Here is a 16,254-nt window from a genome sequence, read left to right as displayed (position 1 = left end):
GCAGCGTGGGAGAGTGCGGGATAAGGACTGAAGCGATGCAGGATCTCATCCGCAGTGTCCAAGAGCAGTACCTGAGGACAGATTTGCCTCCTTTCAGCCCGGGTGACACGGTGCGCGTGCACTACCGTGTTGTCGAGGGTGGGAATGTGCGCGTGCAGCCGTTCGAAGGAGTTGTCATCCGCAAGCGTGGTGGCGGGACGGATGCGACCTTCACGGTGCGCCGGATCGCCTCGCACGGCATCGGGGTCGAGCGGACGTTCCCGCTGCACAGTCCGCTCATTGAGAACATCGAGGTGTTGCGCCACGGGAAGGTGCGTCGCGCACGCTTGTACTACTTGCGTGAGCGTGCTGGAAAGGCGGCTCGTCTGAAGGAGCGACGGCGCCCTGAAGGCAGCTACCTGCGCTGAGGGGTGTGGCGATGTCAGCACCGCTCGTCTCGTCCAGTAAGCGCCAGTCTGGCCGAGACGAGCGGCCGACTTTCAAGCTTGAGCAGGAATTGTGGCAAGCCGGAAAGGTCCGGATCGCCGGACTCGATGAGGTGGGTCGGGGGGCGCTCGCGGGACCTGTTGTTGCTGCGGCCTGCGTTTTTGCCCCTGGCACAACCATCCCTGATCTTCTTTCTGACTCCAAGCGACTCACCCCGCGCCAGCGAGCACGTCTCGCAGAATGGATTCGCTCTCACGCTACAGCGTGGGCACTCGGCGCTGCGTCGCATCGTGAAATTGACCGGTACGGAATTGTTGTCGCGACCGCGCTGGCGATGCACCGCGCCGTAGCGCGTTTGGGACCGATCGATCATGTCCTCTATGACGGTCTTGTGCTTCCGGGCTTTGACTCGACGATCTCAACCGCGATCGTCGGCGGTGATTGCCTCTGTGCGAGCATCGCTGCAGCCTCGATTCTGGCCAAGGTCACGCGCGATCGGCTGATGGGGCAGCTTGCGCGGTTCTTTCCCGAGTACGGGTGGGAAGACAATGCAGGATATGGGACGTCTGCCCATCGGCAGGCGATCGCCCGTTTTGGCCTGACGCCTCTCCACCGTGGTTCATTCCGTATCGGAATAGGCGTTCAGGAGGATTAACCGGTGAAAGGCTCCGAACTTGGAGAGGCGGGTGAAGCGGCAGTCGCCCGCTGGCTTGCTGACAAAGGATGGGTTCTCATCGTTCGGAACTGGCGTTCTCGCAGCGGAGAGCTTGATATTGTGGCGCTTGACGACGATGTGTTGGTTGCGGTCGAGGTAAAAGTACGGCGAGTGGATGTGGCTGAGCCGGCCGAGTGGGCTGTTACCATTGCCAAGCGACGCCGGTTGCTGGCCACGCTGGCAGAGTTCCTTGCGGCACACCCGGAGCATGGCCAACGACTCTGTCGCATCGACCTTGTCGCTGTGACAGTGGATCGGGCTGGCCGTGTCGTTCGGTGGAGGCATTTCCCTGGCAGCGTCACTGAAGGGGAGGATGGTTGGTGGTGATTGACGCTGCGTTGGTCACACGCTTGTGGGAGGCTGGATGGGCGCGGCGGAATGAGCTTGTCTCTTTTGCTCAGGAACTTATCCGTACGAGAAGCTATCCGGGTGAGGAACGCGCAATTGCGGAGCTTGTCGTAGGACATCTTCAGAAGCTCGGGTACGACGAGGTGGAGATCGACCGAGCTGGCAATGTTGTTGGCCTGATCCGCGGCACTGGTCGTGGACTGTCTGTTCAGTTCAATGCACACCTCGATCACGTGCATGAGGGGGATCCAGAGGCGTGGCGTTATCCCCCGTACGCTGGTGTTGTCGCGGATGGTGTCCTGTACGGTCGCGGTGCCTGCGACGTGAAAGGGGCGCTGGCCAGTCAAGTGTATGGTCTCGTTCTGCTCCGTGATCTTGGCATGCGTCCGCCCGGTGACTGTTATGTCACAGCGGTCGTTCAGGAGGAGGTCGGTGGGCTTGGGGCCGCGGTTCTTTGTGAATGGTTGCGAACCGATACCGTCGTGCTTGGTGAAGCGACGAACCTGGAGTTGCGGCGTGGCCATCGCGGTCGGGTCGCTCTTGAGGTGCGATTTGTTGGTCGTTCGGCCCACGCCAGTGTCCCGGAACGTGGAGCCAATCCACTTTTTGCACTTGGTCGCTTCTTCTCACGCTTGAACGAACTGAAACATCGAGAGCATCCTGAACTAGGCAGGAGTACTGTTGCCCCGACGCTGCTGCGGACGGATCAAGAAAGCCCGAACGTGATTCCCGGGTCGGTGCGGCTGGTGTTGGACTGGCGGACTGTGCCAGGAGAAGACCCGGAAGAGTTACGAAGCATGGTCGCTGCATTGGCGGCTGACTGCCTCGAGGACGGCGTTCTTGTGGATGTCACAGTTCCCGTCCGTTCGGCTTGCAGCTACCGTGGGGTGACGATGGAGCTCCCGCCGACGAGGGGTTATGTTCTTCCGGCTGATCACTGGGCGATAAGGTCCGCAAGGCGGACACTCGAGACAGTGTTTGGCCGACCAGTATTCGACGGATTCTGGCGGTTTGCCACGGATGGTGGCCACTTTATGGCCCACGGCATGGCGACGATCGGGTTTGCGCCTGGCGATGAATCGCTTGCGCACACCGCGAACGATAGCGTGCGGATCGATGATCTGAAGACAGCAATGGTCGGGTACGCGGCGCTCGCGTTAGCCTTGACCAGCGTGGAGGAAGAGCCATGAGCACGAGCATCGAGCAGCATCGGGCAGCCGCACCCCGGTCGGTCCGCTGTGCGGTGATAACGGTCAGCGATACCCGGACGGCAGAAACAGATACAAGCGGGGCCCTGATTCGGGAGCGTTTAGAGCGTTGGGGTCATCAGGTTATTGCCTACGCTATCGTTCCCGACGAAGCAGATCAGATCGGCCAGTTGCTTAACGAGTTTCTGGAGCGGCCGGACTGTGACGCAGTGCTGTTGAATGGAGGCACTGGCATCGCACGGCGAGACGTCACTTATGAGGCAGTCGCCGCGCGACTCGAAAAGCGGTTAGATGGTTTTGGGGAACTTTTCCGGTGGTTGAGTTACCGTGAGATTGGAACGGCGGCGATGCTCTCGCGCGCCATCGCTGGTGTGGCTCGCGGCAAGGTGGTCATTGCAATGCCCGGCTCGACCGGTGCGGTGCGACTGGCGATGGATGAGCTTGTGTTGCCCGAGCTCGCGCATCTCGTATTTGAGGCGCGCAAGTGAGCGGAGAAGGGTCGACGAGATGAGTGACGGGGCGCAGACACGGCGGCCACCGCAAGTGCTCCGCGGGATGCGTGACTTTACCCCGCGGCAGATGCTCTTGCGCCAGCGGGTGATCGACATCCTCCGGCGTGTCTTCGAGCGCTACGGGTTTGATCCGATCGACACGCCGCTCCTGGAATACTATGAGGTGCTCTCGGGAAAGTACGGCGAAGAAGGGGAGAAGCTGCTCTACCGGTTCGTGGATCATGGTGGGCGTGCGGTTGGTCTTCGCTACGATCTCACTGTGCCGCTGGCACGCTATGTCGCGGTCCATCGTGCCGAACTGACGTTCCCCTTCAAGCGGTACCATATCGGTCCGGTCTTCCGAGCCGAACGGCCGCAGCGTGGCCGGTATCGCCAGTTCTGGCAATGCGATGTTGACGTCGTTGGCACGCGCTCGATGCTGGCGGATGCCGAGGTGCTTTCGGTCTGGATTGATGCCCTCTCGGCTCTCCGCGTGCCCAATGCCGTCATTCACGTCAACCACCGCCAGCTGTTGGAAGCGCTTGCCCGCGCGGCAGGCGTGGACCCAGCGCTTGCCCTGTCGGTCTATCGGGCGATTGATAAGTTGGCGAAGATAGGCGAGGACGGGGTTCGCGAGGAGTTGATTCGAGCGGGGGTGGAGCCGAAGGCAGCGGAGCGTGTGCTCGGGCTCATTCGGGTGCAGGGGCATCCAGAGACGGTGGTCGATACTGTTCGGCACTTGCTTGCTGAGGATGCCGAAGCACAGCGGGCGCTGGACGAGCTGGCGGAACTGTTTGGGTATCTGGCTGCATACGGAACTCCCGAAGGGAGCTACATCCTCGATCTCTCCCTGGCACGGGGACTTGACTACTACACTGGGCCGGTTGCTGAGGTCATTGTGCGGGAACCGGCGATTGGATCGCTTGGTGGTGCTGGTCGCTACGACCGGCTTATCGGCATGTTCCTTGGAGAGGAAATACCAGCGACTGGGGCTTCGCTTGGCTTGGAACGATTAGTCGAGGTGGTCGACGAATTTGGGCTGCTACCGACCCCTGAGACGGTCAGCGACGTTCTCGTTGTTGCTGTGGAGGAGCAGCAGCGTAGCGAAAGTCTGCGCGTGGCGCAGGAACTCCGAGCGAATGGGATAGACGCTGAGGTCTATCTCGGTGAGCGGGTCGATCTCCGGCGGCAGCTCCAGTATGCGAACCGGAAGGGTATCCCGTTCGCCATCATTGTTGGTCCGGACGAGCTCACCGTGGGGGTTGTGACGCTGCGTAACCTGGTTACCGGTGAACAGGAAAGGGTCGCAAGACACGAGATAGTAGCCACGGCGCTACAACGGCTGGTGGCAACTGGACGAAGGCCTGCGCGGGAGAGGACAGGACAAGAATGACAACACTGACGCCGTACCAGCGCGTGATGGTCGTCGTTGCACACCCGGACGACATGGAGTTTGGGGCTGGGGGCACGGTGGCGCGACTGGTACGCGAGGGGAAGGAGGTTGTCCTCGTTCAGTGCACCTCTGGTGACAAGGGGACGAACCGGCGTGATCTCTCGCCAGAGCACTTGGCCCGGCAGCGGGAGGAGGAGGAACAGGAAGCGTGTTGCCGACTTGGTGTACAGCAGATTGTCTTTTTACGCTTACCGGATGGTGAACTTGTGCCGGATTTGGCGTTCCGTGAGCGGATTGTGCGGCAGATCCGTACCTATTGTCCCGACATTGTGATCACACATGACCCGTTTCGCCCGTATGCATTGCACCCAGATCACCGAGCGGTGGGGATTACCACAATCGACGCGGTCTATCCCACGGCACGTGATCCGCTGTATTTTCCACAGCACCTCGCCGAGGGGCTCGAACCACACAAGGTGGCGGAGCTTTGGTTGTTTGGTGCCCAATATCCTGACCTCTATGTTGATATCGAAGAGACGATGGACCTGAAACTCGCGGCCCTCACGTCGCACCGCAGCCAGATCAGCGATCCGGTGGAGCTGGCACAGCGTGTACGGGAACGGGCAGCGGAGGTCGGTGCAGAGCGCGGATTGCGATACGCAGAAGCATTCAAGGTGATCGTGCTGCGCCGGTAGTATTGGTGAATACGCAACGAACACGTTGCGTTTCTTCAAGCAGTCTGCTATCCTGGTGATAGTTGATTAGCGTTGCCGTATGATGGTGGGGCGCGGTCCGGCGCCGCCGAAGGGAGTACTAACAGGATGGGTATCCCCATCGTGCAGCGGATCATGACGGATGAGCGCGCCGTGCCCCGGGCTGGTGAGCGCATCACACGCGACGCGTACGGGCGCGCAATTACCTATCTCCGTATTTCTCTAACGGACCGCTGTAACCTCCGCTGCGTGTACTGTATGCCGGCCCATGGAATGCAGTTCGCGCCACGGGACGAGCTCCTGACCGACGAGGAACTCTTGACGATTGTCCGCGCGGCTGCACGTATTGGTTTCAGTCGCCTGCGCCTCACGGGCGGTGAGCCAACGGTTCGGCCGAATCTTGTGGAGCTTGTCCGGGCGATGGCGGCGATTCCTGGAGTCGAGGATATCTCGATGACGACGAATGGTTTGCTCTTGGAACGGTTTGCGCATGATCTTGCCGCGGCTGGGCTGCGGCGCATCAATATCAGTTTGGACACGCTGGATCCCGAGCGATACCGCATTATGACGCGTGGTGGTCGTATTGAGAAGGTCTTCGCCGGTATCGCAGCTGCTGAGGCGGCCGGGCTCTCGCCGATTAAGCTGAACGCGGTGGTCGTTCGTGGTCTCAATGACCGTGAGGTGCCGGCACTCGCCGGGTTAACCCTTGAACGGCCATGGCAAGTACGTTTCATCGAAGTGATGCCGCTCGAGGGTGTGGTTGAGGTGCACGATACAGGGCTTGTCACCAGTGCCGAGACCCGGGCACGGATCGAGGAGGTGTATGGCCCGCTCGAGGAGTTGGAGGCGCCGCTGAGCGATCCAGCACGGGTCTATCGGATCCGGGGGGCTCGCGGGACGATAGGCTTTATCAGCCCGGTCAGTGAACCGTTCTGTGCGTTTTGCAATCGGATCCGTCTCACAGCTGATGGCAAGTTGCGGCTGTGCCTGTTGCGGAGTGACGAAGTGGACGTGCGTGAGCTCGTCCGGCGTGGGGCTAGTGAGGAGGAATTGATCGAGCGGATTCGTGCTGCTGTCTGGCGGAAACCGTGGGGGCATGGTCTCCGCGAAGGTGATCGCCGTACAGGTCGTGGCATGAGTCAAATTGGTGGGTGAGGCGAAACCATTTTGAAGAGGTGTGCCGCGGGGGACGCGAAGCGCGTCCCCCGCGCGGGTTTCAGAGCGGGGTGGTCTCAATCGTGCGAGCGCCCATTCGCACGTAAAGCGCCGATGAGGCCAGCCTTCGAGATGGGATTGCTTTGCTGCTGAGCGTGACCGTTGCTGCCCGTGTGAACCGGCTCAGTGACCACAGGGTTGTCAGCCAGGCGGCCGTGTGTGTGACTTCCCTCTCTCCGGTACTGCGGCTGTTTTTCGAGGGTAAAGTTCGCGATGAGGGAGCGGAGGCGCGCTGCGTACCGACCGACGATCTGCGCTTGTGTGCTGACTGCCTCGATTGCTTGCGCCGCGGCGTCGACTTGCGCGGTGGCGAGTTCTGCGCTGCGTTGCTGGTTGCTGACGACACGATCGATCGCTTTCACCGCATCGGTGACTTGAGCGGCTTGAGCGGCCATCTCTTCTGCAGCGGTCGCGTTCTGCTCGATGACCGCACTGACATCGCGCAGAGCCGCCACGACTCGTTCGCTTGCCTGTGCCATTTGACGCGCGGCGGCGGAGATTGCACTGACCTTCTCGCTTGTGCGCTCCACTGCATCGAGGATGGATTGCAGGGCTTGTCCGGCCTGGTCGGCACGGTCCGTACCGCTGGTAACCCGTTCAGCGCCGGTGCGCATTGCGGCAACTGCTTGCTCAGTGGCCGTGCGTACCTGATCGATAAGTGCGGCAATATCCTGCGTTTCTCGCCGGCTGCGTTCTGCGAGTTTCCGCACCTCGTCGGCGACGACCGCGAAGCCCCTCCCGTGTTCCCCTGCGCGTGCCGCCTCGATCGCCGCGTTCAAGGCGAGGAGGTTCGTCTGCTCAGCAAGGTTGTCAATCGTCTCGACGACCGCACTGATCTGTTGCCCAAGTTCACCGAGTTTGGCAACCCGATCCGCCGCAGCGAGCACGACATTCCGAATCTCCAGCATGGCATTGATGGTGTGCCGCACGGCATCGGCACCTGCATCAGCTGACTGCCGGGTGTTCATCGTTGCTTCCTCGACCGCACTCGTGTCAGCAAGCACGCGCTGGACATGGGCAACGAGCTCGTTTGCGGCGGCATTAATTCGTTCAAGGCTACGAGCTTGTGCGCTTGCCCCTGCTGCGACGGACTGAACCACTTGCTGAAGCTGTTCCATCGAGTTCCGAGCGGTTGTCGAGGCGCCTGCCACTTCGGCTGTTCCTTGACCCACATTTGCCGTACTCGCGCTGACTTCACGCATTGCATCGGCAGACTCGGTCGCTGCCCGATCCATCTGCTCCATTGCACCAGTAAGACCGTCAGCGGCTTGCTGGATATCAGCAACCATCGTTCGGAGCTGGTTGACCATAGCATCGAGTTCGTGAGCGGCACTACCGAGTTGGTGTTGGACGGCATTGAAAGATTCCACCATGCAGCCAATTTCATCCTGCCAGCTGACGCGAACGTCGTCGCTCGAGAATTGCACCGACTGCGTCAGATCGCCCGCGGCGATACGCCGCAGCGCGCTCGCGAAGCCTGGAACCTGTTCTTTTGCCAGACGACGTGCAGCTTGTGCCACTGCGAGTGCACTGGAGCGGATGCGCTGCGCAATCAGGATACCGACTGCCGTTTGCAAGACGACAAAGAACGCATGGATCAACGTAATGGTCCAAGATGGGCCGTCCTTGTAGACACTGTATGGGAAGAAGAGATTGAACAGAATATGATGGACAGCAATAAGTCCTGCCGCAAGTACAATCGGAAGCCAGTCATAGTAGATAATGAGGAAGGCTAACGCAACAAATATTTGAAAGTGCATTTCGATTAAGCCTCCTGAGAGATGAATGAGGAGTGCAGCATAGACCATGAGAAGAGCTGCAGCAAGGAGACGGTAGTACCGAGAGCCAGCGAGCAGCGGATAAGCCCCCGTCGCAATGGCAGTTAGGATTGTCGCTCCGGCGAGAGCTTGCCATAAGGGATGTTTGGCGAAGAGCAGGGTGACCGCAAGAGCAGCAACAGCGTGCCCCCACAGCACCCAGAGGCTGATCCGATCTCGCGATCGGTCCACGACCTGCAGCGATACGCCTGGGTTGCTCATCTGACCCCCTTCGTCACGACGGCTCCGACATCCCCTGCGTGGAAATATCGGCAGCTTTAGCGCGATTCTGAAGCAAGGGCAAGAGAGGGGGTCCGCGACGTGCGATCTTGGCGTCGCACCTGGAGACAAGGCAAGGGAGATCGAAGAGGAGTCCCGCGCAATCCTGTGCAGGCTCAACATCTTACAAGGGGAGCCGAGTAGGGGGAACCCCCTCGAGACAATTTAGGCTTGACTAAGCCAAGTCCTCCCATAGTCCCGCATCGCGCGAATGAGTGGCAACAGCGCGCGACCACGTGGGGTGAGTGCATAGCGTGTCCGGACGCCGTTGTTTTCCAGACGTTGGATGAGTCCAGCTGCTTCCAGTTGCTTGAGGCGAGTCGACAGGGTTTTTGGGCTAATCCCTTGAATAGAGCGCTCGAGTTCGCTGAACCGCGAAAGACCACGAGCGAGATCTCGAACAATCAACGGCGTCCAGCGGTCGCAGAGGATCGCAGCGGTCTGAGCCAACGGACAACGCTCTGGTGGTAAGGGAACCGACTGCATGGGGGACTCACCTCCATCCTGCCACGCGGTATGCTCGACTGGGCCATACGGCAGTGGGTCGTCCACCTGCGGTTGCGAGGGTAGCATCGGAAGATCGGTGGAACAAGTGGGGACGATCAGGTGCCTGAACAGGAATCGTTCTGTTGCAGGGCTGGCAGGATGGCGACAAGTAGAGGATTCCGGATCGATCGTGGTGAGATCTTTTCCCATTCTCGTGGAGTGACGGTCAATGAGGGATTCGGCGGGTGAGCATCGGTTGCCAGTCTGGCCGCGTGCAACAATGTACAGCCTGCCACCGGGCCTAACGAACGTAGCTGGTGTGGCTGTTGCACTTCTTGCTGCGGTGACTCTGGCCACGATCATCGTATGGTTCGGCCCAATCCCAGCAACGGCAGCACTTGGCGCCTTGGTGGTCGCGGCAGCGATCGCCTTTGATGTCCGGGCCGGGCTCTGGGTCGTGCTCGCTATTGCTGCTTTGCTCCCGTACGCCGTCATTCCGGTGAAAGTGATTATTACTCCTCCCATTCTAGAACTCGTCGGGCTTAGCGTGCTCGGCGTTTGGCTTCTCCAGCTTTTCTTGCGTCGGGATGTTGGTATCCCGCCACATCCCGTTCTGCTTGGTCTGGTCCTCTTCCTTGCTGTGACGTTGTTCGCGTTCGTGCTTGGTATCGGTCGCGGCTACACAACCCAAACCTATCATGACTATGCCAAGTTTCTCGTGAGCTCGAGTCTTTTCTTCGTTGCTTGGTCGTCGCTTCGGACACTTCACGATTTTCGGCGGATCACGGTCGTATTTCTCGGGCTGGCAAGCACGGCCGCACTCCTTGGGCTCGCACTCTATGCGGGCGGACCAGCCTTCACGCTGGCTGTGCTAGCGCGACTCGTGCCTTACGGGTATCCGGCATCGCGCATCGTGCGCTTCATCGAGGATGATCCGACGAAGCCGATGCGACTCACCAGCACAAGTGTTGACCCGAACTCGTTCGCGGGTTTGCTTGCACTCGCCTTCGTCGTCGGCGTCGCGCAAGTGGTGGCGCGTCGACCAGTGGTGCCGCGTTGGTTGGCGGTGGGGGCGAGTGTCGTGTCTGGGATGGCCTTGCTCCTGACCTATTCTCGAGCGGGGTGGTTGGGTGCGGCATTCGGAGTTGGAATCGTCGCGATCGTCCGTTATCGGTGGCTCCTTCTCCCCGGGGGGATGGGATTAGCGGGGGCGATCGCTTTCGGGATTGGCGAGGGCTTCTTTCAAAGACTGTGGCAAGGCTTCACGCTACAGGATCGGGCGACCCAGATGCGTTTGGAGGAGTATCGGACTGCGCTGGCGATCCTGCGCGAGTATCCAGCGTTTGGTGTCGGCTTTGGGCAGGCACCGACGGTAGAACTTTGGACAGGCGTTTCGAGCATCTACTTGCTTGTGGCTGAGCGGATGGGATTACTCGGCCTCGGTACTTTTCTGCTGGTCGTCATCGGAATACTGGGCATCGGGTGGCGAGCATTGCGTCAGGCGGGATGGGACAAGCGGAGTGACCTCCTCTTGGCCTGGCTCGGCGCGCAGGGAGCGGCGTTGCTTATTGGGATCTTCGATCACTACTACATGAACATCAGTTTTCCCCATATGGTTTTGATCTTCTGGTTCACGCATGTGATGGTCTTGGGGCTTGCGGTGCGAGTTCTGGGAAGTGTTCAGGAGGGGAAAAGTGGCACAGGAGAGGGCTGATCGCGAGCGAACGATACGGAATTTGCGGATTGCGGGGCCGACTCCACTACCGCCAGCGGTTCTTGCTGCGATGCAGCGACCGATGGTTCCGCATCGTGGTGTGTGGTTCCGGGGTTTTGTGAAAGCACTTCTTGGGCGCCTCCGAGTCTTGCATCGGACAGACGGCGAAGTCTTTGTCCTCCCTGGTACGGGGTCGGCAGGATGGGAAATCGCCATTGTCAACCTCTTGGTGCCCGGAGATCGCATTCTCCTCTTGGTCAACGGCGATTTTGGTGAGCGTTGGTGGCGGGTCGCCGAACGATACGGGGTGGAACTGATTGTTCGCCAGATCCCGTACGGGCGGGCGTTCAGAGCTGAGCAGGTGGCGCGCTGGTTGGAGGAGTGCCGCGGGGTACGTGCGGTGTTTATCGTGTATAATGAGACATCGACCGGGGTAACAAATCCGCTGCCGGAAATCTCGGCTGTGGTGCGCAGTGCTGGAGCACTGCTCGCTGTTGATGGTGTGAGTGCGGTGGGCGGACTGCCGCTGGAGATGGATGCCTGGGGGATCGATCTCATCTTCAGCGGGTCACAGAAAGCATGGATGTGCCCACCGGGACTTGTCATTGTGGGCGTTGGACCACGAGCCTGGGAGGCCGTCGAGCGAGCGGGCTTTCCACGGGCGTTCTGGGACCTTCGAGAGTACCGGACGGCGGCACGCAGCGGCGATCTCCCGTCGACGGCTCCGATTAGCCTCCTTTACGCGCTCGATGCAGCAGTTGGGTTGATCGAGGCAGAGAGGCTCGAGAACGTGTGGAGGCGACACCAGGAGCTTGCAGCGTGGTTTCGTATGGCAGCTCAGGAGCTTGGTCTGCGTTGCTTTGCCGAACCAGGCTACGAGAGTGCGACTGTCACAGCGCTCGAACCGCCGCCGGGAATTGGAGCTGATGAACTGGTCACTCGGTTAGAGGAGCAGCACGGAATCGCGGTGAACGGGGGCCAGGGGCGACTGAAGGGGAAGATCATCCGCGTGGGGCATATGGGTTGGGTGCAGCGCAGCGATCTCGAGGAGGTGGTCCAGGCACTGGCTCGAGAACTCCAGGCAAGTGTGTCGTGGAGGTGCCTCTGAGGCGATCATGCGAGTTGGAGTGTTCGGATTCGCATCCAGAGCCATGTTGCCGTGGGGCTGCGGGGCTTTGGGTGAGGGCAGTGAGAGTCGATGCCCGTCCATGCTTGTCGGAGAGCGAAGGAGTGGCTATACTAACGGCGGTGTCTCGCTAACCGACGGCTCGAACGAGACCGGAGGGTTGGCAAAACTACGACACTCGAGGAAGGTTCATGGTGGGGCAGCAGATCGACGAGGTGCATTTCGGTCGGCAGGGGCTCGGGAGCGTCCCGGTAATGGATGATGCCGAGTTGTTCCGACGACTTCTCGATGACCCGAGCCACGATTACCGACTGTTTCGCTACGGTGACGTGGTCGAGGGTGAGGTGATGTACGTCGGCCGGGAAGAGATCCTGGTCGATATTGGTGGCAAGTGCGAAGGGGTCGTTCCCAGCCGGGAATTCCAGACGTTGACGCCTGAGGAGTTGGGGCGTCTACGTCCGGGTGATCGCATTTTGGTGTTTGTTCTGCAGCCCGAAGATCAGGCCGGCCAAGCAGTGCTCTCGATCGATCGGGCACGTCAGGAGAAGACGTGGCGGCGCCTGCAGGAGATCTTCGAGGCCGGGGGAGTCATCGAGGCTGAGGTGGTGAACTATAACAAGGGTGGTCTCCTCGTGAACCTCGATGGCATTCGCGGCTTTGTGCCGGCGTCGCAGGTGGTGGCCATCCGCGGCGGTGACGAGGTGAGCAAGCAGGCTGACATGGCGCGGATGGTCGGGCAGCGCCTGAAGTTGAAGATCATCGAGATCAATCGTCACCGCAATCGGCTGATCCTCTCGGAGCGGCAGGCTGTTCAGGAGCAGCGAGATGCGATGAAGGCGCAGCTGATCGAGATGCTGCGAGAGGGGGAGACGCGGCGAGGGCGTGTCACGAGCATTGCCGATTTTGGTGCGTTTGTGGACATTGGTGGTGCAGATGGCCTCGTTCACCTTTCGGAGATTTCCTGGACACGTGTGAAGCACCCGAGCGAGGTCTTGCGTGTTGGTGACGAAGTTGACGTGATGGTGCTCTCGGTCAACCAAGAACAGCGGAAGATTGCGCTGTCCATTCGCCGAACGCAGCCCGAGCCCTGGATGCAGGTAGCGAGCCAGTTCCAGGTTGGGCAGCTTGTGCGTGGCACAATTACCCAGCTCGCGAGCTTTGGAGCTTTCGCGCGTCTCCAGGAGGGAGTTGAGGGGCTCATTCATGTTTCGGAGTTGGCTGGCTGGCGGGTGGAGCATCCCAATGAGGTCCTTCAAGAGGGTGACGAGGTCATTGTCAAGGTGATTCGCATCGATCCCGCCAGGAGGCGCATCGGGCTTAGTCTCCGGCGCGCGCTTGAGGTCGCAGATGAGGAACTGGAGGCGGTGCTGGGGCCCGAGGCGGTTGCGATCAAGGAGCAGCTGTTGGCACGGGGTATTACTCCGTATGCCCCCGAGGGCGAGGAGCCTATCGAGGCGGATGTCGACATCGAGCCGGAGGACGAAGAACCGCCGGCCGAACATGGTGGAGACGCCTAAGTCTCACCAGCAAAGCACATCGCACAACACAGTGGCGAGACCAAAACGTCCTGGAGAACTGCGTCCGGAGCCCCCAGCCTCGTACCTGGGGGCTCCGGCTTCCTGAAAGATGACTCCCGAGGATTTGGAGAGAGTGCCCAAGGGGAGTACACTTCATCGGTGCAGGAGGTGCCACGCAGTAGCCGAGGGCGTGCGGGGTTACTCGCCACAGCGTCTTTATCAACATCTCTCGAGAGAAGGGAAACGGGCGTTCGCCCGGGAGAGTGTGCTATGGCGGATAAGTTCGAAAAGTTCACGGAACGAGCACGGAAAGTGCTTGCGCTGGCGCAGGAAGAAGCGCGGCGGTTCAATCACAACTACATCGGAACGGAGCATCTGCTCCTCGGCCTTGTGCGCGAAGGGGAAGGGGTCGCTGCGCGCGTGCTGCAGAGCATGGGCGTGCAGTTGCCCAAGGTGCGAAGCGCCGTCGAGTTCATCATTGGGCGCGGGGAGAGTACGGTCGTCGGTGAGATCGGGCTTACTCCTCGAGCGCGCAAGGTCATTGAGTATGCGGTCGACGAGGCGCGTCGTCTTGGACACCACTACATTGGCACAGAGCACCTCCTGCTAGGTCTCGTCCGTGAGGGCGAGGGGATCGCTGCTGGAGTGCTGGAGAGCCTTGGGGTGAACTTGGAGAAGGTGCGCCAGCAGGTGCTCCAGGTCTTGGCTCAAGGCACGGCCTATCAGCAGCGTGCACAACAGACAAAGACGCCGTATCTCGATGCGCTGGGGTTCGACCTGACCGAAGCCGCTCGTTTGGGCAAGCTTGACCCAGTCATCGGGCGCCAGAATGAGATTGAACGTGTCATGCAGATTCTGTCACGGCGCACAAAGAACAACCCGGCACTGATTGGGGAACCGGGTGTTGGGAAGACGGCAATCGTAGAGGGTCTGGCGCAGCGGATTGTCGCTGGCGATGTACCGGAGCCGTTGCAGGGGAAGCGTCTTGTCGCGCTCGATATCGGAGCACTGGTGGCAGGAACCAAGTACCGTGGGGAGTTTGAAGAGCGGCTGAAGAAGATCGTCGCCGAGGTGAAGGAATCTGGCACGATTCTCTTCATCGACGAGCTCCACACCCTGGTTGGTGCTGGTGCGGCCGAGGGTGCCGTTGATGCAGCGAACATCCTGAAGCCGGCGCTCTCGCGCGGAGAGGTGCAGACGATCGGCGCAACAACGCTCGATGAATACCGGAAGTACATCGAGCGCGATGCTGCCCTGGAGCGGCGCTTCCAGCCGGTCATCGTGAATGAGCCGACCGTGGAGGAAACGATCGAGATCTTGAAGGGGATCCGCGAGCGGTACGAGGAGCACCACAAGCTGAAGATCTCAGATGGTGCGCTCCATGCGGCAGCAGTGCTTGCTGCCCGCTACGTGACTGATCGGTTCCTCCCGGACAAGGCGATCGATCTCGTGGACGAGGCTGCATCGCGCGTGCGCATGTACCGCTCGGCTTCACCGCCGTCGCTCAAGGAAGCGCGGCGCGGCTTAGAGTCGCTGCGTCGTGAGCTGGATGCGGCGGTGGCAAGCCAGGAGTTCGAGTTGGCAGCAGAGCTCCGCGAGCGTGAGCGGCAGCTGGTGCAGCGCATCCAGGAACTCGAACAGCATTGGCGGGAGGAGCAAGGGCAGGAAGAGCCCGTCGTGACGGAGGAGGACATCGCACAGGTCGTCTCCATGTGGACCGGCATCCCGCTCACCCGCTTGCATACCGAGGAGAGCGAGCGGCTGCTGCACATGGAGGAGGCACTGCACGAGCGTGTGATCGGGCAGGATGAGGCGATCTCGACGCTCGCGCGGGCTGTGCGACGTGCACGGGCTGGTTTGAAGGATCCGCGGCGGCCAATTGGGACTTTCATCTTCCTCGGACCGACCGGGGTTGGGAAGACATTGTTGGCACGCGCCTTGGCCGAATTCATGTTCGGAAGTGAGGATGCGCTCATCAAGATCGATATGAGCGAGTTCATGGAGCGACACACAGTGTCGCGCTTGGTCGGGGCGCCTCCAGGATACATTGGCTACGAGGAAGGTGGGCAGCTGACGGAGGCGGTACGGCGGAAGCCCTACTCGGTCATTCTTCTCGACGAAATCGAGAAGGCGCATCCGGAAGCGTTTAACATCCTCCTGCAGATAATGGAGGATGGGAATCTCACGGATGCGAAGGGACGGCGCGTCGACTTCCGGAATACGATCTTGATCATGACTTCGAACATTGGCGCGGAGTTGATCCAGCGCGAGGGCACACTGGGATTCGCCGTGGCTGAGGATCCGACGAAGAAGGCGCAGATTGACTACCAGGCGATGAGGGACAAGGTGCTCTCGCAGTTGAAGCAGACCTTCCGGCCGGAGTTCCTTAACCGGATCGACGCGGTGATCGTCTTCCATCCGCTGACGCCGGGGCACGTGCGTCAGATCGTTGACCTGGAGTTGAAACGGATCCGGAAGCAACTGGCCGAGCAGCAGATCGGCCTGGAGGTGACCGACGCTGCCAAGGATCTCCTGGCAACGCGCGGTTACGATCGGCAGTTCGGCGCGCGACCACTGCGGCGGATCATCCAGAACCTCATCGAAGATCCGCTGGCGGAGGCGATTCTGGCGGGACGCTTCAAGCCAGGCTCTACCGTACGCATTGACGTGCGGGACGAGCTGCTGACGATCGAGCCAGCAGAGGTTCTTAGCACTGTTTCATAACTGAGATTGGTGTTGCCAGGAATGCGGCGCCGGAATTCTCCGGTGCCGCATTCGTTATACTTCTGGGCGAACGAGTGTTCGC

Annotated in this window: 14 protein-coding genes; 12 read left to right on the top strand and 2 right to left on the bottom strand. The window is 60.5% G+C overall.

Annotated features, from left to right (window positions below; genetic code table 11):
* The first annotated feature begins 35 nt into the window (after nucleotides 1-35).
* From rplS to moaA, 8 genes are all read left to right on the top strand, one after another.
* A complete protein-coding gene (gene rplS, locus NET03_RS00140; RefSeq protein ID WP_252126859.1) occupies nucleotides 36-407 on the top strand; it encodes a 50S ribosomal protein L19 in 372 nt (123 codons plus the stop codon).
* Between the two features lie 11 nt (nucleotides 408-418).
* Nucleotides 419-1,081 (top strand): ribonuclease HII, encoded by a 663-nt coding sequence (rnhB, locus tag NET03_RS00135; RefSeq protein ID WP_252126858.1) that lies wholly within the window; start codon nucleotides 419-421, stop codon nucleotides 1,079-1,081.
* A 3-nt stretch (nucleotides 1,082-1,084) separates the two neighbouring features.
* Complete coding sequence (locus tag NET03_RS00130; RefSeq protein WP_252126857.1) at nucleotides 1,085-1,468, top strand: YraN family protein; 384 nt, start codon at nucleotides 1,085-1,087, stop codon at nucleotides 1,466-1,468.
* Nucleotides 1,462-2,679: a M20/M25/M40 family metallo-hydrolase gene (locus NET03_RS00125; protein ID WP_252126856.1), complete on the top strand. Its 1,218-nt coding sequence runs from the start codon at nucleotides 1,462-1,464 to the stop codon at nucleotides 2,677-2,679. Before NET03_RS00130 ends, NET03_RS00125 begins: the two co-directional genes overlap by 7 nt.
* Nucleotides 2,676-3,185: a MogA/MoaB family molybdenum cofactor biosynthesis protein gene (locus tag NET03_RS00120; protein WP_252126855.1), complete on the top strand. Its 510-nt coding sequence runs from the start codon at nucleotides 2,676-2,678 to the stop codon at nucleotides 3,183-3,185. Before NET03_RS00125 ends, NET03_RS00120 begins: the two co-directional genes overlap by 4 nt.
* A 19-nt stretch (nucleotides 3,186-3,204) precedes the next feature.
* A complete protein-coding gene (gene hisS, locus NET03_RS00115) occupies nucleotides 3,205-4,581 on the top strand; it encodes a histidine--tRNA ligase (protein ID WP_252126854.1) in 1,377 nt (458 codons plus the stop codon).
* Nucleotides 4,578-5,276 carry a PIG-L deacetylase family protein gene (locus NET03_RS00110; RefSeq protein ID WP_252126853.1) on the top strand — a complete coding sequence of 233 codons (699 nt, stop codon included), beginning with the start codon at nucleotides 4,578-4,580 and terminating at the stop codon, nucleotides 5,274-5,276. Before hisS ends, NET03_RS00110 begins: the two co-directional genes overlap by 4 nt.
* 153 nt (nucleotides 5,277-5,429) lie before the next feature.
* Entirely contained in the window at nucleotides 5,430-6,449 is a 1,020-nt protein-coding gene (gene moaA / locus NET03_RS00105) for a GTP 3',8-cyclase MoaA (RefSeq protein WP_503007979.1), read from the top strand.
* A gap of 77 nt (nucleotides 6,450-6,526) precedes the next feature.
* Here the strand turns inward: moaA and NET03_RS00100 are convergent, their stop codons facing one another.
* A complete protein-coding gene (locus tag NET03_RS00100; RefSeq protein WP_252126851.1) occupies nucleotides 6,527-8,548 on the bottom strand; it encodes a methyl-accepting chemotaxis protein in 2,022 nt (673 codons plus the stop codon).
* A 222-nt stretch (nucleotides 8,549-8,770) separates the two neighbouring features.
* Entirely contained in the window at nucleotides 8,771-9,091 is a 321-nt protein-coding gene (locus tag NET03_RS00095; protein WP_252126850.1) for a winged helix-turn-helix transcriptional regulator, read from the bottom strand.
* A 229-nt stretch (nucleotides 9,092-9,320) separates the two neighbouring features.
* Here NET03_RS00095 and NET03_RS00090 point away from each other — a divergent pair, with 229 nt between their 5' ends.
* The 4 genes from NET03_RS00090 (at nucleotide 9,321) to NET03_RS00075 (ending at nucleotide 16,172) form a co-directional block, all read left to right on the top strand.
* Complete coding sequence (locus tag NET03_RS00090) at nucleotides 9,321-10,805, top strand: O-antigen ligase family protein (RefSeq protein ID WP_252126849.1); 1,485 nt, start codon at nucleotides 9,321-9,323, stop codon at nucleotides 10,803-10,805.
* Nucleotides 10,786-11,913, top strand: a complete 1,128-nt coding sequence (locus NET03_RS00085) for a pyridoxal-phosphate-dependent aminotransferase family protein (RefSeq protein ID WP_252126848.1) — start codon at nucleotides 10,786-10,788, stop codon at nucleotides 11,911-11,913. Before NET03_RS00090 ends, NET03_RS00085 begins: the two co-directional genes overlap by 20 nt.
* A 209-nt stretch (nucleotides 11,914-12,122) precedes the next feature.
* Nucleotides 12,123-13,448: a 30S ribosomal protein S1 gene (gene rpsA / locus NET03_RS00080; RefSeq protein WP_252126847.1), complete on the top strand. Its 1,326-nt coding sequence runs from the start codon at nucleotides 12,123-12,125 to the stop codon at nucleotides 13,446-13,448.
* A 270-nt stretch (nucleotides 13,449-13,718) separates the two neighbouring features.
* Nucleotides 13,719-16,172 (top strand): ATP-dependent Clp protease ATP-binding subunit, encoded by a 2,454-nt coding sequence (locus NET03_RS00075; RefSeq protein WP_252126846.1) that lies wholly within the window; start codon nucleotides 13,719-13,721, stop codon nucleotides 16,170-16,172.
* Nucleotides 16,173-16,254 lie beyond the last annotated feature (82 nt).

Source organism: Thermomicrobium sp. CFH 73360 (genome assembly GCF_023806465.1).
Classification (GTDB): domain Bacteria; phylum Chloroflexota; class Chloroflexia; order Thermomicrobiales; family Thermomicrobiaceae; genus Thermomicrobium.
Note: the sequence above shows the minus strand (reverse complement) of the source record. Positions and strands in the feature narration are given on the sequence as shown.